This is a genomic window from Enterococcus sp. DIV0561 (genome assembly GCF_050539875.1).
Lineage (GTDB): Bacteria > Bacillota > Bacilli > Lactobacillales > Enterococcaceae > Enterococcus > Enterococcus faecalis.
This window is the reverse complement of sequence record NZ_CP172927.1, coordinates 1,844,766-1,867,588: the sequence shown is the minus strand read 5'-3', so window position 1 is coordinate 1,867,588 and position 22,823 is coordinate 1,844,766. Positions and strand designations below refer to the sequence as shown.

Genomic DNA, 22,823 nt, shown 5'->3' with positions numbered 1-22,823 from the left:
AAGTTTGTAAAAAAGTAGCGGAGGGATAGTTTGAATCGAGAAGTATTTTTTGAATTAGTAGAATTAAAAGCAAAAACGGCTAGTGTTTTGCCATTTTTGTTAGGAATTTGTTTTAGTTGGTACCAATATGGGCGGCTCCATGTCGGCTATGTTTTAATTTTTTTCATTGCGATGTTTATTTTTAATATGGCGGTCGATGTTTTAGATAATTATAATGATTACCATCATGCCACAGAAGTTCATGATTATAAGGAAAAAACGAACATTATCGGTCGAGAAAATTTATCTTTGCCATTAATACGCAAAATGATTTTTTGGATGATTCTCGTTTCTGCTTTGATGGGGATTGGGTTGTCATTTATTGTCGGCTGGCCGTTATTAATTATGGGTCTTTATTGTTACTTAATTGGTATTTTTTATTCATCAGGACCGAAACCTTTGTCCAGTTTACCATTAGGGGAAGTTTTCTCAGGATTTACAATGGGGTTCATGATTACCCTTATTTGTGTCTACATTAATACGTTTGAAGTTTTCAATTGGTCAGCAGCTAATTTATGGGGGATTTTCTTAGTCGCCTTACCTAACACTTGTTACATTGCTAACTTAATGTTAGCAAATAATATCTGTGACTTAGAGGAAGATGAAAATAACAAGAGATATACATTAGTTCATTACCTTGGCAAAGCAAGTTCTTTGAAATTATTCGTCGGATTAAATACAATAGCAATGTTAGCCATTTTGTTAGCTGTCGGTTTAGGATTAACCCCGCCAACAATGTTACTCATGCTTTTAACTTTACCTTTTGTACGGAAACAAACCCAAGCCTTACTGAAGGAACAAGTGAAGAGTAAAACATTTGTTTGTGCTGTGAAAATCTTAGCTGTGGGAGCAACTGCACAAGTGCTATTTTTTGCCATAGGTTTGTGGTGGCTGTAAATTTTTTATAGAGTGGAAGGGAATCAAAATGAATAAGAAACATGTTGTTATTTTAGGTGCTGGTTACGCAGGCTTAAAAACATTACGCGAATTACAAAAAGGCGCCAAAGACGTCGAAATTACTTTAGTGGATCGTAATAACTATCACTACGAAGCAACGGACTTGCATGAAGTTGCTGCTGGAACACAACCAGCTGAAAAAATCACATACAATATTATGGATGTTGTCAATGAAAAAATGACCACCTTTATCCAAGGAACAGTTAAAACAATTGATGCTGCAACACAAACAGTTGCTTTAGAAGGTGGCCAAACAATCAATTATGATTACTTAGTTGTTTCTCTTGGGTTTGAATCAGAATCATTTGGTATCCCTGGTGTGCAAGAACATGCTCTACAAATGGTAGATGTGAAAACGGCTTTAAACGTGTATGAACATATCCAAGAACAAATGCGTCAATACAAAGCAACTCAAAACGAAGAATTCTTAAAAATTGTTGTCTGCGGAGCAGGCTTTACAGGGATTGAATTATTAGGTTCTCTTGTTGAAAACAAACCAAAATTTGCTGAAATCGCAGGTGTCTCAGCAGATCAAATCCAAATTTATTGTGTCGAAGCAGTTACTCGCCTATTGCCGATGTTTAACGAAAAACTTGCGAACTATGGTGTGCAATTATTAAAAGATTCAGCTATTCATTTATTATTAGGTAAACCGATTAAAGAAATCAAACCAGGCGCAGTTGTTTATCAAGATAACGAAGCAGGCGACTTGGCAGAACTTTCTGCTAAAACAATTATTTGGACAACGGGTGTTAGTGGAAGCCACGTTGTAGGCGATTCTGGCTTTGAAGCTCGTCGTGGTCGTGTCATGGTTCAACCAGATTTAACAGATGCGAACCATAGCAACGTCTATATTATTGGTGACTGCTCAGCAGTTATGGATTCAGAAACTAATCGACCTTACCCAACAACAGCACAAATCGCCTTGAAGATGGGCGCTCATGCTGCTAAAAATATTCAAGCACAATTGAAAGGGGAAGCAACTAAACCTTTCAGCTTTAAATCACAAGGTTCTGTTTGTTCTGTCGGAAATACACGTGCTTTAGGAATTGTTGGTAAAACAGACATTAAAGGATACCCAGCTTCATTCATGAAAAAAATTATCATGAACAAAGCGCTCTTTGAAACAGGTGGTACCAAAGAAATGATGGCTAAAGGTCGTTTCGACTTATACCATTAAGAATCAGCAAAATAAGAAATAATGGAACAGTGGTTGAGAGACCATTGTTCCATTTTTCTTAAATGAAAGTTTTTAAAAAATTTCCATGATTTTTCAAGTAAAATGAGGTGGGCACTTTTGTTCGATTCCATTTTTATGTATAATGAGAAGTGATGGAAAGAGGGAAGTTAAATGGCACAAAAAAGAGCAACAAATAAGAAAAAAAGTACGACAAAGAAAAAGACCAAAAAACAACAGCAACAACAAGAACGTTTAAATTATATGTTTCTTGGCCTGATTTTTATTTTATTCGGTGTCTTTGGACTCTTTCGCTTAGGGTTTTTAGGCACGTTATTAGCAAATTGTTTACGCTTAGTTGTAGGTAATACCTTTCCATTTGCAGCGATTTTACTAATCCTGTATGGCTTATTAGTCATGATTTATGGGAAAGATTTTCCGTTAAAAAGAGGGCGCCCTATTTTTGGAGCTGCTCTGATTTATATTAGTGTTTTGTTATTTTTCCATGCCTTTATGTTTCGAAATGTTAGTGGTAGTCAACCAGATATTTTAGGTAACACTTGGGAATTTTTGCAAAGCGATTTAAAAGCCAACCAAGTGACGCAAAACGTAGGGGGCGGTATGATTGGCGCGCTGCTTTATCAAGGAACGTACTTTTTGGTGGCACAATTTGGCAGCTATTTAATTGCCACATTGCTACTGTTAGCGGGTATTTTCTTGATGAGTATGTGGGATTTTCAGCAAATTGTTGATCATTTCCAAAGTATTCAAGATCGCCTAAGTCATGTTTCGGCAAAATCACAGGCGCGACAAGAAGAAAAAGAGGCGAAGCGAGCAGCGAAGAAAGAAGCCAAAGCTGCAGAACGCCAAGCAAAAATTGAAGCCGCTGCCCAACAAAAATTACAAGAGCGGGAACGCATGGAACAAGCGGCAGCCGAGCGCTTAACAAAAACACCAGTTGAAACCCACCAACCAATGGTGGAAGAACCGGCTGCACCAACGCCTGTTCAAATTGATTCGTTTCAACAGCAAAATCAGGCGATGCCTGTACCACCAATCGCAGCAACAAAACCGCAACGAGAGCAGGAAGAAGAGGCGTCAGATGAAGCTGGTGTTCTCGAATTTGAAATTTCTGAAGAAGCGGAAGATCGTGATTATCAACTACCACCAACTGATTTGTTAGATACAATTCAAGCAACGGATCAAAGTAGTGAATATGAAAAAATCGAAAAAAATATTGGCGTCTTAGAACAAACCTTCAAGAGCTTTGGTGTTGATGCTAAAGTAGTCAAAGCTAGTTTAGGACCATCTGTCACAAAATTTGAAGTTCAACCCGCTGTTGGGGTAAAAGTTAGCAAAATTGTTAACTTGACGGATGACATTGCTTTAGCGCTTGCGGCCAAAGACGTTCGTATGGAGGCCCCAATCCCTGGCAAATCACTAATCGGGATTGAAGTTCCTAATAGTGCAATTAGTACAGTATCCTTTAGAGATATTGTTGAGGCACAACCAAGTCATCCAGATAAACTACTAGAAGTACCTTTAGGTCGAGATATTTCAGGGATGGTTCAAACTGCGGATCTATCAAAAATGCCGCATTTATTAATTGCAGGATCGACAGGGAGTGGGAAATCGGTTGCTATTAATGGCATCATCACAGGTATTTTGATGCAAGCGAAACCCCATGAAGTAAAATTAATGATGATTGACCCGAAAATGGTGGAATTGAATGTGTATAACGGGATTCCTCATTTATTAACGCCAGTGGTTACTAATCCGAGAAAAGCGGCCCAAGCCCTACAAAAAGTAGTTCAAGAAATGGAATTTCGTTATGAAAAATTTGCAGCAACAGGCGTCCGAAATATTACTGGTTACAATCAACTAATTCAACAGAAAAATGCGGAAGATGGCGAAAATCGTCCGATTCTACCATTTATTGTTGTCATTGTTGATGAGTTAGCTGATTTAATGATGGTGGCAAGTAACGAAGTAGAAGATGCGATTATCCGCTTAGCCCAAATGGCACGGGCAGCGGGTATTCATATGATTTTAGCGACACAACGGCCAAGTGTGGATGTCATTACAGGAATCATCAAAGCAAATGTCCCTTCTCGAATGGCTTTTGCGGTCTCAAGTGGGACAGACTCGCGTACCATTATTGATACCAACGGGGCGGAGAAACTATTAGGTCGAGGCGATATGCTCTTCTTACCAATGGGAGAAAATAAACCAATTCGTATCCAAGGGGCCTTTATCTCTGATCAAGAAGTCGAACGAGTGGTTGCGTTTGTAACGGACCAACAAGAAGCTGAATATCAAGAAAGCATGATGCCAACAGATGAACCGACCACTTCAGGCGGTGGCGAAGCTCCTCAAGATGAGTTGTTTGAAGAAGCGAAAAACTTGGTGGTTGAAATGCAAACAGCTAGTATTTCATTGCTACAAAGACGTTTTAGAATTGGCTATAATCGTGCGGCTCGCTTAGTGGATGAATTGGAAGCACACGGAGTTATTGGACCATCAGAAGGTAGCAAACCAAGAAAAGTCTTTCTACAAGCGGAATCAGAAGAGGCAGCAACTGAAACGCCAGAACAATAAACAAAAAGAACAAAAATAGATAAATTTATCTATTTTTGTTCTTTTTTTATAATTTCAGCAAAGCATCATGTTATAATCATCATTTTCTGGTAAAATAGAAAGGAATAGTGCGGTTGGGAGGGAGCGTATCATGAGAAGAAAGAGCGTGCTTTATTTAGAAGTAGCAGATCAGATTAAAGAAGATATTTTGAGTGGCAAGTATCCAGTAGGAACGTTTTTACCAACAGAAACAGAATTGGAAGAGATGTTTAACGTTAGTAAAATTACGATTCGGCGGGCAATCGAAATGTTAGCAACGGAAGAATTTGTTGAGAAAAAAAGTGGCCGGGGCACAACTGTTTTAAGCAATCGTCCCTATAATAAACTATCAAAAGCAGGGACGTTCACTGAATTTTTGAATGAATCAGGTCAGAAAGTAACTAAAAAAGTTTTACAAGTTGAAAACTTGACGTTGTCAAAAGAGATGACGGCTTATCAATTTTTAGGAGAAGAAGTGGTTCACCTTTCACGGTTATATCTAATCGATGAACAACCCTATATTTATTTTAATTACTATTTGCCAGCTGCCATGAAAGACGTATCATTGACTGAATACAAGGAAGAATCCTTGTATCGTTTGATGGATCGCCATGCCATTGAAATTTATAAATTTGAAGACCGTTTTGAAGTTGCAACTTTGACAGAAGCAGAGCAAAAGATGTTGCAAACAACTGAAACAACGGGCTTAAAAAGAATTCGGCGTTCGTTAAGCCCAACAGGTCGTTGCGTAGAATATTCAGAAGCTATTTATAATACGAAGATTCATCCTTATGTGATTGAATATGAAGCATAACTTTTAAAAGAATAACAGTGCACTTACAGTAATGTAAGTTCATTGTTATTCTTTTCTATTGTCGTTTTTTTTCGTTTTCGATACACTAAATGAGTGAGAAGAATAGGAGTGGAAAATATGTTAGAAGTACAAAATTTAAAAAAAGTTTACGGAAACGAAATTAAATATGAAGCCTTAAAAGGGATTAATTTAACTGTCCAAGATGGTGAATTTATTGGTATTATGGGACCTTCTGGAAGTGGGAAAAGTACACTTTTAAATTTATTGGCAACAATCGATAGTCCAACAGACGGTGAAATACTTTTAAATGGAAAAAATCCAAACAATTTGAATCAAGAACAAATTGCTAAATTCCGTCGTACAGAATTAGGATTTGTTTTTCAAAGCTTTAATTTAATGCCAACATTAACCGTTGAAGAAAATATTGTTTTGCCATTGACGCTTGATGGAGAAAAAGTCTCTGTAATGAAACGACAATTAGCAGAATTAAGTGAGCGTTTAGGTATCAATCATCTGTTGAAAAAACGAATTGCAGAAATTTCTGGTGGACAAGCACAACGGGTCGCCGTTGCGCGGGCAATGATTCATCATCCACAATTATTATTGGCTGATGAACCAACAGGAAACTTAGATACGAAATCATCTAAGGATGTGATGGGTTTGTTACAACAATTAAACGAAGAAGAAGCGGCGACTATTTTAATGGTGACCCATGATCCGCTAGCCGCAAGTTATTGCAAGCGCATCGTCTTTATTAAAGATGGTGAATTAATTGATGAAATTGTCCAAAATGGCAATCAAAAAGAGTTCTACGATTTAATCATGATGAAACTGGCTGAGATTGAAGGTGTCGATAATGAATTTTAATCAGTTTGTTATAAGAAACACGATTCGAAATAAGCATTTATACTTGGCTTATTTCCTAAGTACAATGTTTTCTGTGATGATCTTTTTTACGTTCACTGGTTTTGTCTTTCACCCAGCCTTAGCTAATGGTTTAAATCCTAAAGCACAAATGGGAATGACGGCTGCGGCTATTATAATCTATGGTTTCTCTTTCTTATTTGTTTTATACTCGATGGATGTCTTTATACAATCTCGAAAAAAAGAGTTTGGAACCTTGATGATTCAAGGGATGAGTCCAAAACAGTTAAAGAAAATGATTTTTATTGAAAACTTAGTGATTGGTTTCTTTGCTACAATTTTTGGTAGCATTTTAGGTGTTGGATTTTCACAGTTTATTTTATGGATTAGCAATTTATTGATGCATCTAGGTTTAGGTTTTTATTTGCCAGTGATGCCGTTTATCATTACTGTCATTTCATTTGCGGTCTTGTTTTTAGTAATTTCTTTCTTTATTCAATTCCGCTTGCCAAAAGCGACACTTCAAGAGCTATTAAAAGCAGGAGAAATGGGTAAAGGTGAAATCAAAAGCTCTAAAGTTAAATCTTTCTTAGCCGTGTTACTTTTAATTGTCGGTTACGGAATTGCTTTAGTTGCTAAGGGACAGTTAGTTTTAATGGTGATGTTCCCAGTAATTTTCTTAGTTATTTTAGGGACAAAATTCTTATTTGACCAATTGAGTGTTTCTGTCATTGAACGTTTAAAACGGAAACCAAAAATCTTTTGGAAAAAAACCAATATGGTCGTTTTATCAGATTTGGCTTTCCGTATGAAAGATAATGCACGTTCGTTCTTCTTGGTTTCGGTGATTTCAACGGTCGCTTTTGCTGCCATTGGAACGTTATACGGCGTGAACGAGATGATTTTTAAAGGAATAAGTTCTGTACCGTACGAACTGACATTGTCTGATTCGACCAACCCAGAAAATCAAGAAATGAAACAATTTGCGACAAAAACATTCCAAGAAAAAAATATTCAGTTTGATCAGATTGATTACACAATGTACAAAACAAGTGCCGGTATCCAATTGATTAAAACATCTGAATATAATAAACTTGCAAAATTTATAGATGAACCAACTTTAACAGGTGAGAAAGTAGTTAATTTATCACAAAAAGATGCTCCTTCTGCTGCATCAGTAGATGTCAAATCTGTTCAATTGGGAAATGATCAAGTTTTAAACATTGATAAAACAGAAGAAACCAATGTATTACCGACTTTTGGCGGTGTGGTTGTTATCCCAGATAGTACCTCAACTGATGGAATCAAAGCGGAAACAGAAACAATTTGGCAGCCCAAAGCAGGAACCAATCGTGAAGAATTGATAAAAGCAGAAAATATCATTGGTGACAAGTATCCCATGTTAGTAGGAACAGCTGCAATGTCGGCAGCCATTACGCAACATTATACGCCAGTTCTATTTGTCGGACTATTTATCGGTATCGTGTTCTTTGTCTCTGCGGGTAGTTTCTTATACTTCCGTTTATACAGTGATATGAATACAGACGTTGAAAAATTCAAGATGATTTACAAACTTGGTTTGACGAAAAAAGAATTGAAGAAAATGATTTACCAACAAGTAGGTATTTTATTCTTTACCCCAATTGTTGTTTCATTTATTCATGGAGCTGTTGCTTTGAAAGCAATGTATGCTGTCTTAGATCAGCCAATGCAATTAGCTGGCTGGGAAGTTTTAGGTGTTTTCTTATTGATTCAGGTCGTTTACTATTTAATTGCCAGAACGTTCTACTTCAAAAAAGTTTATCACTTAGTGAAAGATTAATTATAAAAAATCGTTAAGTATACACGCTTAACGATTTTTTTTGATGCTCTTCGTGATATTGCATTCAAAGTGAGAATACGTTATAGTTATTAAGCGAATGTAATAGCAGAAATGAGGAAAAGAAATGCAGAAAGAATCCATTTATGGACTGACGAGAGAACAGCTTGTGGACTGGTTTTTAGCCCATGGCGAGAAGAAATTTCGCGCAACACAAGTGTGGGAATGGTTGTATACAAAACGTGTTGCTTCATTTAGTGAAATGTCGAACATTTCTAAATCGCTGATGACTTTATTAGAAGAGAATTTTTCATTAAATCCATTAAAACAAGTCATTGTGCAAGAAGCGCAAGATGGTACCGTGAAATATTTATTTGAATTACCAGATAAAAATATGATTGAAACAGTCTTGATGCGTCAAGAATATGGATTATCTGTTTGTGTGACCACTCAAGTTGGCTGCAATATTGGGTGTACATTTTGTGCTAGTGGGCTATTAAAAAAACAAAGAGATTTAACTGCTGGCGAGATTGTTGCCCAAATTATGTGGGTACAACATTATTTCGATGAACGTGGGTTGGATGAACGTGTTAGCCATGTCGTTGTGATGGGAATTGGTGAACCATTTGATAATTATGCCAATGTCATGAACTTTTTACGAACGATTAATGATGATAAAGGGTTGGCTATTGGTGCCCGCCATATTACAGTTTCAACAAGTGGTTTAGTGCCAAAAATTCGTGAATTTGCAGACAGTGGACTACAAGTAAACTTAGCAATCTCATTACATGCTCCTAACAATGAAGTCCGTACATCAATTATGCGGATTAATCGTAGTTTTCCAATTGAAAAATTAATGGCAGCAATTGATGAATACATTGAAAAAACCAACCGGCGTGTTACATTTGAATATATTATGTTGAGTCAAGTGAACGACCGACCAGAACATGCTCAACAATTAGCAGATTTACTACGGAATAAGAAAAAACTTTCTTATGTTAATCTGATTCCGTATAACCCAGTGAGTGAACACGATCAATATAGCCGAAGCTCTAAAGAAGCGGTATTAAAATTTTATGATGTACTCAAAAAGAATGGCATCAATTGTGTTATTCGTAAAGAGCACGGAACAGATATTGATGCGGCTTGCGGACAATTACGCAGCAAACAAATGAAAAAAGAAAAAGTCAAAAACCAATAACGTAGTTAAAATCGGATCAGAAAGGTTTCTTTTTGATTCGATTTTTCATTTATTTAATGAAAAATCGTCGGTTTCTCAGTTCTTGTTTATAAACAAAAGATGAATGCTCTAAAACTTTTATGACAAATTTTCTTTTTGTGGTTTTCAAACTTGAAATTCTAAAAGAAATAGCTATACTGAAAAGAGATCGTTACAGAATTTTTCATGAAAACAGCTATTATTTTCGTTATCTTTTCAAGAAAGTGAAAATTTTGTTACGCTTGTTTAGTTTAAATGAAATGAGGGAGTCTATGGAGAAAAAGCAATTAAAAAGAGAGATCACAACGTTTGGCGCGTTATCCACGGTAATGGGTACGGTGATTGGCGCTGGTGTTTTCTTTAAAGCTGCGAGTGTCGTTGGACACGCACAGTCAGCTAGTTTAGCTATCTTTGCTTGGGTGTTAGGTGGTGCCTTAACCATTTGTGCAGGATTAACCAGCGCCGAACTTGCTACAGCAATCCCTGAAACAGGTGGCGCCGTGAAGTATATTGAATATACATATGGTAAATTAGCTGGTTTTCTTTTAGGTTGGGCACAAAGTATCATTTATTATCCTGCCAATATTTCGGCGTTATCCATTATTTTTAGTACACAACTAATCAATTTGTTTCATTTATCGGCAAATTTATTGATTCCAATTGCCATTCTTGCGGGAACCAGTATCACGATAATTAATTTATTAGGAACAAAAATTGCTTCTTTGGTCCAATCAACGACATTGGTAGTAAAACTGATTCCAATTGCCTTGATTTCTTTAGTGGGGTTATTTACTCCAGGACAAGTAGCTGTTTCGCTTTTTCCCATTGAAACAACAGCGAATACTGGCTTTTTAGTTGCTTTTAGTGGCGCCTTAGTTGCCACCATGTTTGCTTATGATGGCTGGTTAGGTGTGGGTAACGTGGCTGGTGAAATGAAGCGACCAGAAAGAGACTTGCCTAAAGCCATTATTTTTGGTTTGTTATTGATTACTTTAATTTATGCCTTAATTAATTTTGTGTTTCTAAAAACATTACCAATTGAGCAAATCGCTGGGAATTTGAATGCAGCTTCGGATGCTTCTGTGGCTATTTTTGGACCAATTGGCGGCAAAATCGTAACTATTGGGATTTTAATCTCTGTATATGGTGCGTTAAACGGCTACACAATGACAGGGATTCGGATTCCTTATGCCTTAGCCTTAGATAATCTGATGCCTTTTAGTCGTCAGTTTCAAAAGTTGTCTAAACGTTTTGTTGTTCCTTACGTTGCTGGAATTTTTCAGTTAGCCGTGGCCATTATTATGATGTTTTTCGGGACCTTCGATTTATTGACGGATATGTTAGTTTTTGTTATGTGGCTGTTTAATCTATTAATTTTCTTAGCCGTTTTTATTTTAAGAAAACGAGAACCTGAATTAAAACGACCGTATAAAGTTCCTGGCTATCCAATTATTCCAATTATCGCAAGTCTAGGTGGTATCTTCATCTTGGTTACAACAAGTATTACACAGCCTATTCTTGCATTGATTGGTATAGGGATTACGCTTCTAGGAATTCCAGTTTATTTAGTTAATAAACAAAAAACGAAGCCAAAAACGTAAACGATCCAATCGGATTATCATAGTTTTTCTCAAAAATTTTGTGATTCAGAGAAATTTTTGAAAACTAAACGCAAGATTTTTTTAGTATAATACTAAGTGTCTAGGAGTTCCACTATTTTGGGGAAGATAGATGGACAGCGCAAACTTCAAAAAAAGAACCTTCATCTTATTGGTGAAGGTTCTTTTTTTTTGCTGAAATCATAAAATAAATGCGTAGTTTATTAGTGAGAGGAGGAAATGAATGACTGAAAATGTAAAAAAATTAGCCCATCAATTAATTGAATGGGGCGTTCTTCATGGAGCGCAAGACGTTTATTTTTTACCTAATGATACTGAAATAGCCATCTCTTTTCGGACAGGGATGCAACGGACACCTTACACACAAGTTTCCGCAGAAATAGGCGAAAAGTTAATTTTCCACTTTAAATTTATCGGCGGCATGGATGTCGGAGAAAGACGAAAAGCACAATTAGGCGCGACAACTTATCTAATTGGCGAGACGAAGCAACGCTTGCGTTTATCATCTGTGGGAGATTTTCAGAATCGAGAGAGCTTAGTGATTCGTTTTTTGCACCGATTTGGTGAACAAGCTGAACATTTTTTCTTTCCCCACCAGCTGAATGAAATTGAAGCATCTTGTCAGAAACGAGGACTTTATTTATTCAGTGGGCCAGTTGGTTCTGGGAAAACAACAACCATGTATCGTGTGGCTAAACAAAGAAGTGGCGAACAACAAGTGATAACAATTGAGGATCCTGTTGAAATTGAGGAAAAGCAGTTTTTACAGTTGCAAACAAATGAAAAAATTCAGTTAACGTACGAAGCCTTGATCAAAGTTTGCTTGCGCCATCATCCTGATATTTTGATTATTGGTGAAATTCGTGATGGCGAGACGGCTCAAGCAGTTATTCGAGCCGCCTTAACGGGTCATACTATTTTTGCGACAATTCACGCCCGTAACTTATTGGGGGTGCAACGGCGTTTGATAGAATTAGGTGGCCTAGAGCATGAATTGGCTGAATGCTTGCAAGGTATCATTTACCAACAGATTTTGACAACCACGATTAATAAGGAACAAGTGGCGGGAATTCTTTATGATTATTTCTTCTTTAAGGAAGCTGTTATAAAGAGTAGTTGGCAAAAGAATCTAAGAAAGGCGTGGGCGTATGGGTTTATTACAGAAAAAACGTATTTTCAAGCCATCGAATAAACTAACAAAAAAACAACAGCAGCTTTTTTTGAAACTATTAGCGGATTTACTTGCCAATGGTTTTAATATACAAGAAAGTTTTTCCTTCATGAAAAAATCAAACGCATTACCTCAGCACAGTATAACTTTTTTAGTTGAAGGTTTTTCCTCAGGCATTGCCTTACAAGCTTTAGTCGAAGAATTAGGGTTTTCAACAATGGTCTCGGCACAATTGTCGTTTGCTACCGCACACGGGGATTTGGTAGGGACACTACAAGCGATTTCCGAACATTTTTTTCAAACGGAAAAATATCGGCAACAGTTCTATAAAATAATTAGTTATCCGCTGCTCCTGATTGTTTTTTTGATTCTCGTCATTGTTGGTATTCGGCAATTTTTATTGCCCCAATTAATGGAAAATGATGCCAATAGTTATTCTAAAAATATTGGGATTCTTATGATTGTGTACAGTCCGTACATTCTGGTTACCTTAGTTTTTGTCCTCTCATTTAGTTTCTTTATTTTAAGCCGTTATTTGAAGCATCAGTCTGCTATTCAGCGAGCGTTCATTTATCTGAAATTGCCCATTATCCGTGGCCTTTATCGGGAATACGTCAGTGCTTTTTTTGCACTAGAATGGGGGAAGTTGCTCGCACAAGGATTAGAAATGAAAGAAGTCATCGATTTGATGCGCCATACAACCAATTACCCCTTAATGAAAGAATTAGCTGGAGCAATTAGTGAAGGTCTGCTAGTTGGTGAAACCTTACATAGACAATTAGCTGCTTATCCTTTTTTTACAAAAGCATTGGGTTTAATGATTCAACAAGGAGAAGTAAAAGGAAAATTAGGCAAGGAGTTGATGGTTTATAGTAATGTCTGTTTCCAAGGTTTTTTCAAAAAAATTGAACGAGTCATTACTCTTGTTCAACCATTTATTTTTATCATAATTGCTTGTTTAATTATCGGTGTTTATGGGGCAATGTTGCTGCCTATTTATGGCAATATGGAAGGAGTTTTATAATGAAAAAGAAACAAAAATACGCAGGTTTTACATTATTAGAAATGTTGATTGTCTTATTGATTATTTCCGTATTGATTTTACTTTTTGTCCCTAACTTAGCGAAACATAAAGAAACAGTTGATAAAAAAGGCAATGAAGCAATCGTAAAAATTGTGGAATCACAAATCGAGCTCTATACACTAGAAAAAAATAGGACGCCTTCCTTAAATGAATTAGTCAACGAAGGCTACATTACTAAAGAACAGTTAGATAAATATACAGCAGAAAAGCAATGAACAAGTCAGCAGGATTCACATTAATGGAAACACTTGCTAGTTTGACGATTGTTTGCTTTATGACTATGCTCCCAACACTCGCTATTCACCGCTGGCAAGAAACGTTAAAAATTGAACAGTTTCTTGCTACGGTAGAAAAACAACTTCGTTTTGCGCAACAGCAAGCAATTGTTTTAGAGGAAACACAAGAAGTTTGGTTTTTTGAAGAACAACAAAGCTTTTCATTTCCTGATAAATTGAACCAATCAGCTGGAAGGACTTCGCTAGCTGTACCTGAAAAAATGACAGTGAGTGGTCCAAACAAGCTCAGTTTTCTTCATTCGTCAGGGAACAATGGCCGTTTAGTGAAATATATTTTTACTTGGACTGAAAAGAAACAGCAACTTATTTTACAATTTCAGATGGGGAGTGGTAAAGTGCTTATATATCAATGGTTTTTAATGTTTTTACCACAGGTTTACCACAAATCACAAGTTCTCAATAAGTTTATCCATCATATCAGCTGTTTCTTTTTCTTCTTCTTTTAGCACATCGCTATAAACATCCAAAGTTATATTAATATTCTTGTGTCCTAACCGAGTTGAAACGTACTTAATGTTTGCTCCTGCTTCAATTAAAAACGTTGCATGGGTATGTCTTAGGCCGTGTACGGTTATGTTTTGAACTTCTGCTTTTTCACATAACAGGCGAAACATATACGTAATTCTTGATTGTTTGATAGGTAAATTTCGAGAACTTAAAATAAAATAGTCCTTATCGCTTAAAATTATCCCTTCTCTGAAAAGCCGTTCTTTCTCATGATTTTTGTATTTTTTTATTAAAGTGAGTAACGAGTTGTCAAAATAAACTTTACGTATGCTGGTTTTTGTTTTAGGTTTATTTTCACCGTAATCACCACGTGTAGAATTGATATCGAAATATTTTTCGGTTAAATCAATATCACTCCAACGCAGCCCCATCAGTTCGCCTTTCCTCATTCCAGATTTTAGCAGAGTTAAAAATATAACTTGCGTTTGAATATCTTCGTTTTCTAAAACCGCCACAAATCGCTGTAATTCCTTTTTAGAGAACGAACGAACATTATTACTTAAATCAAATTTAAAGCCTGTTAGCGTGTTGCTAGGGATGATTTGATTGTGTACCGCAGCGTTAATCATCCTCATTACAATTTTATGCCACGTTTGAATAGTTGATTCTGTATATTTGTTTTCTTGTCTTAATTTGTCAATAAATTCTCGTTTATAAGTAATCTTATTTAAAGAAGATAGCTTTTGATTTCCAATCAATGGTGATATGTGAAATTTAACAGCGGATTCAATGTTTTGTTTTGTTGAAACACTCCAATTGTCTTGGGCGTAAGGTATCCAGACTTTGATCCATTCATCTATGGTGAGTTGTTTATTTTCGACGAAGGAAGTATTTTGTGTTTCTAAATCATATTGGATTTTTAGCAATGCTTTATTCGCCGCTCTTTCACTTTCAAATCCACGTTTGCTAGCTTCTTTTCGGTGTTTTAGAGAGTTGTAATAAGGATAGCGATATCCCCAAAAAGTTCCTTTTTTATTTGAGTAAGAAAAAACATATTTGTATTTTTTGGACCAATTTAGTTTCGCCATATTTTCACGTCCTTTTCTTTGTGGTAAAATAGGCGTAACAAAATAAGCCTATTTTGGTTCTATTTTTAACGCACTAACTTCTTAGCCGGAGAGGGTGCGTTATTTTTATTGTAACAATTCACGTTTTTTTATTTCAAATTCTTGTTTTGTAATAATGCCATCATCTAACAAGGCTTTAAATTTTCTTATCTCGTCTGCAGAAGATAATACAGTGTTATCTTTATTACTTGAATTAGTTTTTAGTATTTGGTCCAGTTTTGCAATTAATTCGTTGTATTTATCCATTAAACCTTTACCAATCATAGAATCAGTTTTTGTTTCAGTTGTGATTAACATATATTTTACTGTCTGATTATTAGGAAGATGTAACATAACTCCTAATTGCTTAATGGAAGTAAATTCTTTTCCACCTGTTCCAGCACCAACTAAAGCCCCAACAGGACCAGCTAAAACGCCACCAACAACTGCACGAGTTATTCCGTGATGTTTTTTTATATTGCCACCAACAAAAATATCTGTGTAACTAATCAAATCATCATAGTTGATAACTTGTTGTTTTCTTGATTCAGAAATACTTTTTGGGATAAATATTTTTTTGTCTGAATCATTAAAATAAATACCGCCTATTACAATATCATGATTATTTTTAAAATATTCTTTTATTTGCTTTTCTTCTGCTTTCTTTACCTTTTTTTCTTCTTTATTTCCAAATAAAAACATACTATATTCCTCCATTTTTGTTGTTAGTTTTATCAACAAACTTCAAGATAAGTTTTAAGTCTGTGTCCTTACACGAGATTTTTTACGCAAAAATAATTCTTTGTAGTTCATCAGCACAAGCACATTTTTATATAACTGATTAATTTTGTTGAATTATAGTTATATCTATATTGATTAATAGCTGATCTTGCTAAGCATGGATTTAATAAGAATATTTTTGTTAAAAAATCATATAACCTTACGTGTAGTGCTGCAGCACTCATTTCAAATTCTTCGCAAATTTGACGGAAAGACATTTGCTTTTTTAAACATTCTTTCAATGCTTCATTGTTTATTAAAGCAAGGGATGCAAATATATTAGCTCTTATTTCTTTTGGTTCATCTTCGCTAGTGTATCCTTTTCCAGTAATTAAATCTGAAAAACTTTGAGACTTGCATTCCTTATTCATATCAAAAAAATAATGTGCAGATTCATGAAGTATTGAGAAATTTTGCCTTCCTTTAACCATTGTTGGATTATAGGAAATTCCGCATTTATCGTGAAATTTTATTATGTTTCCTGAAAATATTTTTCTTGAAACATCACCGAAACTATAGGGAATTATGTCAACATTTTCTACGTCAATCATATAATCTTTGTAGTGTTTCCATCTTAACTCTTTTAGTTCAATTCCATAGTAATTAGCAACTTTTTCAATAATAATATATGTCTGGTCATGATATTCAAAATAAGTATCGTAGTCTAAATACATAGGGGTCATCCAATCATTTATTTTTAAGTCTTGATTTCATGAATTCTAAGTACTCTTTTAATTCTTCTCTGAGCTGATCTTTTTCGGATTCGGTTAAATCTTCTGTATTTACACGGAAGAAAGTTGTAATTTCATCTTCTTCTAAGTTATTAGAATTTGGATTATCAGTTCGTCCAAGTAAATAATCTACAGATATATTGAAGTAGTCCGCAACTTTTTTTAATTTATCAGAACCAGGAGTATTCTTACGCCATCTATTAATTACCCCGTTTCCAAATCCCAATGTTTCTTCTAATTGTCTTATTGACATTTTCTTTTCGCTAGCAAGTAATTTTATTTTTTCGTATAAATCCACTTATATCAACCTTTCTAGAAATACAAAGAAAATATGTATACAAAAAATCTACAAAATGGTTGACAATGTAGAAAAAATGTATATAATAATTCTTGTAAGTTAATTGGATAGAAAAAAAGCAAACTAAAAACATACCTTACAGCATTAAGTTTGGCGACCGAGTGCATAATAAAGGTTTTGTTATAGGCTTATTTAACTATGTTCTGATTGTAGAATATTTGTATACATAAGTCAATAGTTTTATAAATTCTATCTAATTAATTTACAAAAAATACTAAAGAAAGGAGAAACTAATATGCCAGACACAACAGCGGGCAGAGCGAAAATTCGTGAGTACTTTGATGATAAGAAAATATCATTAACATCTGTAGCCACGTATTTCAATATTCATAAGCAAGATCTAAACGACTATCTTTCTGGTAAAAATCAAAGTAAAAAGGCTCACGAAACACTAACGGCTATTATTGAATACTACAAAATTAGATAGGAGTGTTTAGAATGGAAAATTTTCTAGATACATCTTCAAAAAACTTTCTATACAACATTATTGAAAAAATCCTGAGAAAAATGTTTGAGCAAGTCATAAATGAAGCTAGTCAAGGATTAAATGAACGTGCTGAGTATTTAGACATCAAACAATTATCGTCTATGTATTCAATGTCTGTTCCTGAAGTTGAACAAAATTTTGTAAAAGACAAACGTATGCAAATGATCGAAAAAAGAAAGCCTGGTACTAGCAAGGGAAAAAGATACTGGCCTGCTAAAGAAGCTATAAAAATTTGTAATGACATCATGAATCATTGGGATTAAAGGAAAGGACGATACAGAAACAATGGACAACTTAGTAATTATGAAAAACCAACAAGCAGTAACAACTAGTTTGCAAGTCGCAGAAACGTTTAATAAAAATCATCGTGATGTTTTAGCAGCGATTGATGATTTAAAAGAGGGGGTTGCGGAAAATTACGCAGGGCTATTTTACGAAGATAGCTATATTCATCCACAAAACAAACAAAAATATAGACAAATCATTATGAACCGTGACGGATTCACGCTACTAGCAATGGGATTCACTGGTCAAAAAGCTCTTAAGTTTAAACTGAAATACATTGAAGCTTTTAACCAAATGGAGGAACTGCTTAAAACTCAATCAAACTTACCGATTAATAACACAGAATTGTTATTAGAAGCTGCGTTAAAACATGAACGTGGATTGACTCTTGTAAATCAACGTTTAGATAAGCTAGAAACAGAAACTACAATTAATAGAAGCCAACAACGAAAGATACAAGGGCTAGTTTCATCAACTGTTATCAAAGTATTAGGTGGCAAAAAAACATTGGCTTATCAGGATTCAAGTATTAAGCAATCAGCCTTTAGTAATTGTTATAAACAATTGAAAGCATTATTCGATGTAGCATCTTATGTAGACATTCCAAAAGTTCGATATGAAGAGGCTGTAGCTCTAATTCCTAGATGGAAGCCTAACTTAGAATTACAAGCAAGAATTGATATGGCTAATGATAATGGAGATATGTTTAAAGAAATAGGATAGTAATGATAAAAGGATAAGCCTTAACTTATCCCCAGTTAAAAGTAGTGTCAACAATAATAGCTTTTTGATCCATATCACTTTTGATGGATTCAATAATTTCTAAAACAGAAGATTTATAGTAATAAGTCTTGCTTGATGCGATTACTTCATTTTCTTCGGTTTTAATTACAAAATAGTATTTTTTATTAGAAGCTTTCTTTATTACAAAAAACATTTTGACACCCCGCTTTCAACTGAATTATATCAAAAAAATTATAGGAGGGTAAATATGAAAGCAATACGTGAAGCACGATTGATAGGCGCATTATTATTGATGATTGCGCTAGGTGTGTTATTGAAAAGCCACTTTTCAGTTCCAGTGTTGGCAACAATAAGTGTACCTCTTTTTATCCGTTGGTTTTTCAACTGGGATGAAGCGGAGTATCAGCATTTTCAAAAAAGACAAAATAAAAAGCCCCAATCGTCTGCCAACGATTAGGACACATACAAAATGAACTAAGGAGAGTATACCAAAATGAACGATAAAATTCAAAAATTGATTAAAAAACTAGCAAAAGAATGCCAGAAAGAAGATGTAGCTTTATCTTTGGCAGCTATCGATTTAGAAGGAGAGATGGCAATATCTCAAGTTGGAAAAGGCACGATAGTAGCCATTGCTGCACATAGCCAATATACACTAACAAAAGAAAAACTGGAACAATCAGATTGTGATTGTCCAAAACATCGTTTATTAAAAGAGATGTACGGTACTGAAACAGAAACTACGACTAAAAATACACATACTTTTGTCACAGATGATCCAAACGATTTGATGGATATATTATCGAAGATTTTTCGAGGTGAGTTTAAATGACTAGAAAAGAAAAGTTAAACCAAGCAAAAAGATTAGCTGATTTATGGTACAAACAACAAAAAAGTCAACTATACATTGCGCAACAAAAAGAGCACAGAGGGATTGCATGATGAAAAAAGCGACTACGCCGCCAAGCAAATAGTCGCATACAAAATTATACTAGAAAAATTGTAACACAGAAAAGAGGTTTTGTGAATGAATCGTAGAGAAGCAAATGCACTAGACAGATATTTAACAGAGCCGACTGAAAAACCACATAAGGAAACCTATGAAGATGATCCAGTGGATACTACTGATTATTTTGGAAATGAAATTGCTGATGAAGACGGTGTGTTTGAGATAACTTTTGCAATGAAATGTCTTTATACAGGACAACCAGTACTCACTTGTAAAAAAATTGCTACACAAGATACAATCGTTGATTTGATAGAAGAATTAGGCGAAGAAAACGTGTATTTAATTGAATATGTGAGTTCAGGAAAAAGATATAAGGAGGGCTTATTGAATGACTGAAGCAACCAAAACAGATTTTTCTAAGTTGAATGTTTATCAAAAATTAGCGTATGTGAGACAAAAAGCACCATATATTCAAAAAAGTAAACGTGGCCAGCAGTACAGCTATGTGGGGTCAAGCGATGTACTATCCGCATTAAATACAGTCATAAATCAAGTTGGATTAATTTTGAAGCCAGAAATTGTTGCTCATCAAGTTCGGGAATCACAAGATGAGGTATGGAAAGCGGATAAAGTAAAGAAAGAGCCTGTAGCCAAAAAACGTACAACGTATTTTACAGAGCTAGAGTTAATGATGACATGGATTAATATTCATAATCCTTCTGAGATTGTTGCTTGTTCATGGTATAGCCAAGGAGTAGATATTGAAGGAGAAAAGGGGGTAGGAAAAGCACTAACGTATGCGGAAAAATATTTTTTATTGAAATTTTTTAATATTGCAACAGATGATGACGATCCTGATAAATACCAAAAAGAACAGCTAAAAAATACTACAATTACTGAACGGCAAATTGATATGTTGAACGCATCAATTAGTAGAGTAGCCGAGCTGGCAGGGCAAGAATTTGAAGCTGTGAAATCGTTAGCTATAAATGATTCTGATTTGAATCCTAAAAAAGCATTTGAAGAATATAGTGCTTATGATTATGGTGTTATTTCTAAATTGCTTGCGAAGTGGATAAATTTTTATGAATCTAGGCAGAAGGTTCAAGAAGATAAGAAGTGATTGAATGATTGGAAAAATCATAAAACACAAAGGAAATAAATTGGCGATTGAGTTTGAGGATGAGATCAACTCGAATTTCCTCAAACTCCTAGCTAACAACGATGACAATTTAGTAAAAGTTGAACTATTAGATAATCGACAAATGTCTCAAAAACAGAATGCACTTTCTCACGTTTTAATAGCTGATATAGCTCGTTGGAGTTATGACGAACCCAAATGGATAGAGGAAGTTTTAAAGTATTACTACGAAGCTAAAAGTGGCGTGTATTTTGAACATAGTAAGGCTACACGACATGAAGCAACAGAATGGATTAGTTTTTTAATCGAATTCATTTTGAAAAATGATGTACCACTAGAAAAGAGATACCAATACTTGCTAGAAAATAACAAATGGTTTTATTACTGCCTTAAATACCGTAAGTGTTGTATTTGTGGGAAACATGCCGATGTTTGTCATATCGAGGTAGTCGGTATGGGGCGAAATCGTCAAAAGATTAATCATGAAACATTTACTTTTTACGCTGGTTGTCGTCAACATCATCAAGAAGAACATCAGATAGGTACTAAGAACTTTTTAAACAAGTATCAAATTAAACCAGTAAAACTAAACGTTGAAGAACGTAAGAAGTTGAATATCGGAGGTTAACAGTTTGGTAGAGGAATTACTTGAAAAATACAGGCAATTAACATCGAGTCAAAAACTATTTTTTGAACTATTAGCATTTGTCTATATCGGTTCAAGAAATGGTAAAGGAATAGCTATTGAAGCACAAACAATAAAAAAAGTCGTTAACGGAGAAATTAAGCATAAATATGTTTATACGGTCGTTGTTGATGAGGAGGATAACTAGTGAATGAACATAGAGGATATTACGCCATTATCCCAGCGATTGTTCGCTATGATAACCACTTAAATGGGAATGCAAAATTATTGTATGGAGAGCTAACGGCATTAGCAAATGAAAAAGGCTATTGTTGGGCAACGAATCAATATTTTGCAAATCTGTATAACGTTAGCAAGCGAACAATTATTTCATGGCTGAAACAGTTAGAAGAAAGAAACTATATAAAAATACAAATTTTTTATAAGCCAAACAGCAAAATGGTAGATCGGAGACATATCTATATCTTACCGTATCCAACTGATACAGAATTTTACACCCCTAGTGAAGAAAATTTCATCACCTATGGAAAAAATCATCAGGAGGGGGATGAAGAAAATTTCACTACCCCTAGTGAAGAAAACTTCACAGAGAATAATACATTAATTAATAATACAAAGAATAATACAAAGAATATATATAGTGTTGAACAAAGTTCAACCATGTCTGAATTATTTGAAAAGGTTTGGAAAACATATCCGAAGAAAACCAATAAGAAAAAAGCCAAAGAGCAATTCTTAAAGAAAATTAAGTCAGATGAAGACTTCGAACGGTTTAAAACAGGATACAAAGCTTATCTTAAGTATATCAAATTAAACGACTGGTATCATCCACAAGAATTGTTCCGCTGGATACGTGATGAACGTTTTAACGATGAATACGACTTGTCTGAAACGGCAACGCAAGTAAGATATTCAAATAATCCAGTTAGACAAGAGAAGTTGCCAGATTGGGTAAATGAACCAAAAAAAGAAGAGGAGAAACTATCACCAGAAAAGCAAGCTGAACTTGATAGGCAAATAAAAGAATACTTGGAGGGGAAATGATGCGAATTATCCTGCCAATTGAACGAAAACTGCAAAGTCGCCCGAGGTTTGCAAGACGTGGGAATTATGTCCAAACCTATGAAGATAGCGCTATGGGTGCCTATAAACAAAAGGCAAAACCAGAATTGATTGAAAAAGGGGCTATTTTTGCGCATATTACGTTTTACATCGCTACCCCTAAAATATCTATTAAGTTCTAAAAAGAAACGCTTAGAAGTGAAATTAGAGCGGAAATATTGCGATAAGAAACCTGACTTGGATAATTATTTCAAAGCAGTCACTGATGCTGCCGAAGGTATTTTATATAAAAACGATGGTCAAATTGCTGTAATGGTTTGTCAAAAGTTGTACAGTATGCGACCACGAACAGAACTAGAAATTACAAGTTTGGAGGAACAAGTGTAGTGGGTAAAACGGGTAAACAGATCAA

At 35.0% G+C, this 22,823-nt stretch carries 26 protein-coding genes and 2 pseudogenes; 23 read left to right on the top strand and 5 right to left on the bottom strand.

What is annotated here, in order from left to right; all coding sequences use genetic code 11:
- Positions 1 to 30: 30 nt before the first annotated feature.
- The 12 genes and pseudogenes from IGM13_RS09105 to comGD form a co-directional block, all read left to right on the top strand.
- On the top strand, positions 31 to 936 hold the full coding sequence (locus IGM13_RS09105) for a prenyltransferase (protein WP_002419707.1): 906 nt from the start codon (positions 31 to 33) through the stop codon (positions 934 to 936).
- A gap of 28 nt (positions 937 to 964) precedes the next feature.
- Entirely contained in the window at positions 965 to 2,176 is a 1,212-nt protein-coding gene (locus IGM13_RS09100; protein WP_002419706.1) for an NAD(P)/FAD-dependent oxidoreductase, read from the top strand.
- Between the two features lie 171 nt (positions 2,177 to 2,347).
- Positions 2,348 to 4,771: a DNA translocase FtsK gene (locus IGM13_RS09095; RefSeq protein WP_002419704.1), complete on the top strand. Its 2,424-nt coding sequence runs from the start codon at positions 2,348 to 2,350 to the stop codon at positions 4,769 to 4,771.
- A gap of 130 nt (positions 4,772 to 4,901) precedes the next feature.
- The gene (locus tag IGM13_RS09090) at positions 4,902 to 5,603 is read left to right on the top strand and encodes a GntR family transcriptional regulator (protein WP_002419703.1); all 702 of its coding nucleotides are present in this window, start codon (positions 4,902 to 4,904) and stop codon (positions 5,601 to 5,603) included.
- 117 nt (positions 5,604 to 5,720) lie between these two features.
- The gene (locus tag IGM13_RS09085; protein ID WP_002419702.1) at positions 5,721 to 6,470 is read left to right on the top strand and encodes an ABC transporter ATP-binding protein; all 750 of its coding nucleotides are present in this window, start codon (positions 5,721 to 5,723) and stop codon (positions 6,468 to 6,470) included.
- Positions 6,460 to 8,289: an ABC transporter permease gene (locus IGM13_RS09080; RefSeq protein WP_002419701.1), complete on the top strand. Its 1,830-nt coding sequence runs from the start codon at positions 6,460 to 6,462 to the stop codon at positions 8,287 to 8,289. Before IGM13_RS09085 ends, IGM13_RS09080 begins: the two co-directional genes overlap by 11 nt.
- 124 nt (positions 8,290 to 8,413) lie before the next feature.
- Entirely contained in the window at positions 8,414 to 9,487 is a 1,074-nt protein-coding gene (gene rlmN, locus IGM13_RS09075; RefSeq protein ID WP_002356987.1) for a 23S rRNA (adenine(2503)-C(2))-methyltransferase RlmN, read from the top strand.
- A gap of 290 nt (positions 9,488 to 9,777) precedes the next feature.
- Positions 9,778 to 11,106: an APC family permease gene (locus tag IGM13_RS09070; RefSeq protein ID WP_010816624.1), complete on the top strand. Its 1,329-nt coding sequence runs from the start codon at positions 9,778 to 9,780 to the stop codon at positions 11,104 to 11,106.
- Positions 11,107 to 11,347: 241 nt separating this feature from the next.
- Positions 11,348 to 12,316 (top strand): competence type IV pilus ATPase ComGA, encoded by a 969-nt coding sequence (gene comGA / locus IGM13_RS09065; protein ID WP_002419699.1) that lies wholly within the window; start codon positions 11,348 to 11,350, stop codon positions 12,314 to 12,316.
- Positions 12,273 to 13,319 (top strand): competence type IV pilus assembly protein ComGB, encoded by a 1,047-nt coding sequence (gene comGB, locus IGM13_RS09060; RefSeq protein ID WP_002419698.1) that lies wholly within the window; start codon positions 12,273 to 12,275, stop codon positions 13,317 to 13,319. Before comGA ends, comGB begins: the two co-directional genes overlap by 44 nt.
- Positions 13,319 to 13,594, top strand: a complete 276-nt coding sequence (gene comGC / locus IGM13_RS09055) for a competence type IV pilus major pilin ComGC (RefSeq protein ID WP_002366896.1) — start codon at positions 13,319 to 13,321, stop codon at positions 13,592 to 13,594. The genes comGB and comGC overlap by 1 nt, the downstream gene beginning before the upstream one ends.
- Positions 13,591 to 14,025, top strand: a pseudogene (gene comGD, locus IGM13_RS09050) (competence type IV pilus minor pilin ComGD); the annotation flags it as partial. The gene comGC and the pseudogene comGD, both read left to right, overlap by 4 nt.
- 36 nt (positions 14,026 to 14,061) lie before the next feature.
- Here comGD and IGM13_RS09045 read toward each other — a convergent pair.
- The 4 genes from IGM13_RS09045 to IGM13_RS09030 form a co-directional block, all read right to left on the bottom strand.
- Positions 14,062 to 15,210: a tyrosine-type recombinase/integrase gene (locus IGM13_RS09045; protein WP_002387264.1), complete on the bottom strand. Its 1,149-nt coding sequence runs from the start codon at positions 15,208 to 15,210 to the stop codon at positions 14,062 to 14,064.
- Positions 15,211 to 15,315: 105 nt separating this feature from the next.
- Positions 15,316 to 15,945 (bottom strand): SHOCT domain-containing protein, encoded by a 630-nt coding sequence (locus tag IGM13_RS09040; protein WP_002387265.1) that lies wholly within the window; start codon positions 15,943 to 15,945, stop codon positions 15,316 to 15,318.
- Between the two features lie 95 nt (positions 15,946 to 16,040).
- Positions 16,041 to 16,691, bottom strand: coding sequence for an ImmA/IrrE family metallo-endopeptidase (locus IGM13_RS09035; protein WP_002387266.1), 651 nt, complete (start codon positions 16,689 to 16,691; stop codon positions 16,041 to 16,043).
- A gap of 4 nt (positions 16,692 to 16,695) precedes the next feature.
- Entirely contained in the window at positions 16,696 to 17,037 is a 342-nt protein-coding gene (locus IGM13_RS09030) for a helix-turn-helix domain-containing protein (RefSeq protein WP_002387267.1), read from the bottom strand.
- A gap of 295 nt (positions 17,038 to 17,332) precedes the next feature.
- On the opposite strand from IGM13_RS09030, the gene IGM13_RS09025 reads away from it, so the two are divergent.
- From IGM13_RS09025 to IGM13_RS09015, 3 genes are read left to right on the top strand one after another with little or no spacing between them, the layout of a single operon-like run.
- On the top strand, positions 17,333 to 17,524 hold the full coding sequence (locus IGM13_RS09025; protein ID WP_002383936.1) for a hypothetical protein: 192 nt from the start codon (positions 17,333 to 17,335) through the stop codon (positions 17,522 to 17,524).
- Positions 17,525 to 17,535: 11 nt separating this feature from the next.
- Positions 17,536 to 17,847, top strand: a complete 312-nt coding sequence (locus IGM13_RS09020) for a hypothetical protein (RefSeq protein ID WP_002403885.1) — start codon at positions 17,536 to 17,538, stop codon at positions 17,845 to 17,847.
- Positions 17,848 to 17,869: 22 nt separating this feature from the next.
- Positions 17,870 to 18,592, top strand: a complete 723-nt coding sequence (locus IGM13_RS09015; protein WP_002387270.1) for a Rha family transcriptional regulator — start codon at positions 17,870 to 17,872, stop codon at positions 18,590 to 18,592.
- Between the two features lie 25 nt (positions 18,593 to 18,617).
- Here IGM13_RS09015 and IGM13_RS09010 read toward each other — a convergent pair whose 3' ends face one another.
- On the bottom strand, positions 18,618 to 18,806 hold the full coding sequence (locus IGM13_RS09010) for a YegP family protein (protein ID WP_002357001.1): 189 nt from the start codon (positions 18,804 to 18,806) through the stop codon (positions 18,618 to 18,620).
- Between the two features lie 54 nt (positions 18,807 to 18,860).
- Between IGM13_RS09010 and IGM13_RS09005 the strand changes: the two genes are divergently transcribed.
- The 8 genes and pseudogenes from IGM13_RS09005 to IGM13_RS08970 all read left to right on the top strand — a co-directional run bounded on the left by IGM13_RS09005 (position 18,861) and on the right by IGM13_RS08970 (position 22,798).
- A complete protein-coding gene (locus IGM13_RS09005; RefSeq protein ID WP_002378465.1) occupies positions 18,861 to 19,070 on the top strand; it encodes a hypothetical protein in 210 nt (69 codons plus the stop codon).
- A 36-nt stretch (positions 19,071 to 19,106) separates the two neighbouring features.
- Positions 19,107 to 19,445: a hypothetical protein gene (locus IGM13_RS09000; RefSeq protein ID WP_002383796.1), complete on the top strand. Its 339-nt coding sequence runs from the start codon at positions 19,107 to 19,109 to the stop codon at positions 19,443 to 19,445.
- 195 nt (positions 19,446 to 19,640) lie between these two features.
- Positions 19,641 to 19,958 (top strand): hypothetical protein, encoded by a 318-nt coding sequence (locus IGM13_RS08995; protein ID WP_002383798.1) that lies wholly within the window; start codon positions 19,641 to 19,643, stop codon positions 19,956 to 19,958.
- Positions 19,951 to 20,685, top strand: coding sequence for an ERF family protein (locus IGM13_RS08990; RefSeq protein ID WP_002383799.1), 735 nt, complete (start codon positions 19,951 to 19,953; stop codon positions 20,683 to 20,685). The genes IGM13_RS08995 and IGM13_RS08990 overlap by 8 nt, the downstream gene beginning before the upstream one ends.
- 4 nt (positions 20,686 to 20,689) lie before the next feature.
- Entirely contained in the window at positions 20,690 to 21,331 is a 642-nt protein-coding gene (locus IGM13_RS08985; protein ID WP_002364344.1) for a putative HNHc nuclease, read from the top strand.
- Between the two features lie 4 nt (positions 21,332 to 21,335).
- Entirely contained in the window at positions 21,336 to 21,536 is a 201-nt protein-coding gene (locus tag IGM13_RS08980; RefSeq protein WP_002357010.1) for a hypothetical protein, read from the top strand.
- Positions 21,536 to 22,393, top strand: a complete 858-nt coding sequence (locus tag IGM13_RS08975; RefSeq protein WP_002387271.1) for a helix-turn-helix domain-containing protein — start codon at positions 21,536 to 21,538, stop codon at positions 22,391 to 22,393. The genes IGM13_RS08980 and IGM13_RS08975 overlap by 1 nt, the downstream gene beginning before the upstream one ends.
- Positions 22,390 to 22,798: pseudogene (locus tag IGM13_RS08970) on the top strand (RusA family crossover junction endodeoxyribonuclease). The gene IGM13_RS08975 and the pseudogene IGM13_RS08970 overlap by 4 nt, the downstream one beginning before the upstream one ends.
- The last annotated feature ends 25 nt before the right edge of the window (positions 22,799 to 22,823 follow it).

Bases quoted from the DNA above. Each gene is read 5' to 3' on its own strand.
- IGM13_RS09100 (WP_002419706.1), top strand. From the start codon at position 965: ATGAATAAGAAACATGTTGTTATTTTAGGTGCTGGTTACGCAGGCTTA.
- IGM13_RS09095 (WP_002419704.1), top strand. From the start codon at position 2,348: ATGGCACAAAAAAGAGCAACAAATAAGAAAAAAAGTACGACAAAGAAA.
- IGM13_RS09090 (WP_002419703.1), top strand. From the start codon at position 4,902: ATGAGAAGAAAGAGCGTGCTTTATTTAGAAGTAGCAGATCAGATTAAA.
- IGM13_RS09085 (WP_002419702.1), top strand. From the start codon at position 5,721: ATGTTAGAAGTACAAAATTTAAAAAAAGTTTACGGAAACGAAATTAAA.
- IGM13_RS09080 (WP_002419701.1), top strand. From the start codon at position 6,460: ATGAATTTTAATCAGTTTGTTATAAGAAACACGATTCGAAATAAGCAT.
- rlmN (WP_002356987.1), top strand. From the start codon at position 8,414: ATGCAGAAAGAATCCATTTATGGACTGACGAGAGAACAGCTTGTGGAC.
- IGM13_RS09070 (WP_010816624.1), top strand. From the start codon at position 9,778: ATGGAGAAAAAGCAATTAAAAAGAGAGATCACAACGTTTGGCGCGTTA.
- comGA (WP_002419699.1), top strand. From the start codon at position 11,348: ATGACTGAAAATGTAAAAAAATTAGCCCATCAATTAATTGAATGGGGC.
- comGB (WP_002419698.1), top strand. From the start codon at position 12,273: ATGGGTTTATTACAGAAAAAACGTATTTTCAAGCCATCGAATAAACTA.
- comGC (WP_002366896.1), top strand. From the start codon at position 13,319: ATGAAAAAGAAACAAAAATACGCAGGTTTTACATTATTAGAAATGTTG.
- IGM13_RS09045 (WP_002387264.1), bottom strand. From the start codon at position 15,210: ATGGCGAAACTAAATTGGTCCAAAAAATACAAATATGTTTTTTCTTAC.
- IGM13_RS09040 (WP_002387265.1), bottom strand. From the start codon at position 15,945: ATGGAGGAATATAGTATGTTTTTATTTGGAAATAAAGAAGAAAAAAAG.
- IGM13_RS09035 (WP_002387266.1), bottom strand. From the start codon at position 16,691: ATGACCCCTATGTATTTAGACTACGATACTTATTTTGAATATCATGAC.
- IGM13_RS09025 (WP_002383936.1), top strand. From the start codon at position 17,333: ATGCCAGACACAACAGCGGGCAGAGCGAAAATTCGTGAGTACTTTGAT.
- IGM13_RS09020 (WP_002403885.1), top strand. From the start codon at position 17,536: ATGGAAAATTTTCTAGATACATCTTCAAAAAACTTTCTATACAACATT.
- IGM13_RS09015 (WP_002387270.1), top strand. From the start codon at position 17,870: ATGGACAACTTAGTAATTATGAAAAACCAACAAGCAGTAACAACTAGT.
- IGM13_RS09010 (WP_002357001.1), bottom strand. From the start codon at position 18,806: ATGTTTTTTGTAATAAAGAAAGCTTCTAATAAAAAATACTATTTTGTA.
- IGM13_RS09005 (WP_002378465.1), top strand. From the start codon at position 18,861: ATGAAAGCAATACGTGAAGCACGATTGATAGGCGCATTATTATTGATG.
- IGM13_RS09000 (WP_002383796.1), top strand. From the start codon at position 19,107: ATGAACGATAAAATTCAAAAATTGATTAAAAAACTAGCAAAAGAATGC.
- IGM13_RS08995 (WP_002383798.1), top strand. From the start codon at position 19,641: ATGAATCGTAGAGAAGCAAATGCACTAGACAGATATTTAACAGAGCCG.
- IGM13_RS08990 (WP_002383799.1), top strand. From the start codon at position 19,951: ATGACTGAAGCAACCAAAACAGATTTTTCTAAGTTGAATGTTTATCAA.
- IGM13_RS08985 (WP_002364344.1), top strand. From the start codon at position 20,690: ATGATTGGAAAAATCATAAAACACAAAGGAAATAAATTGGCGATTGAG.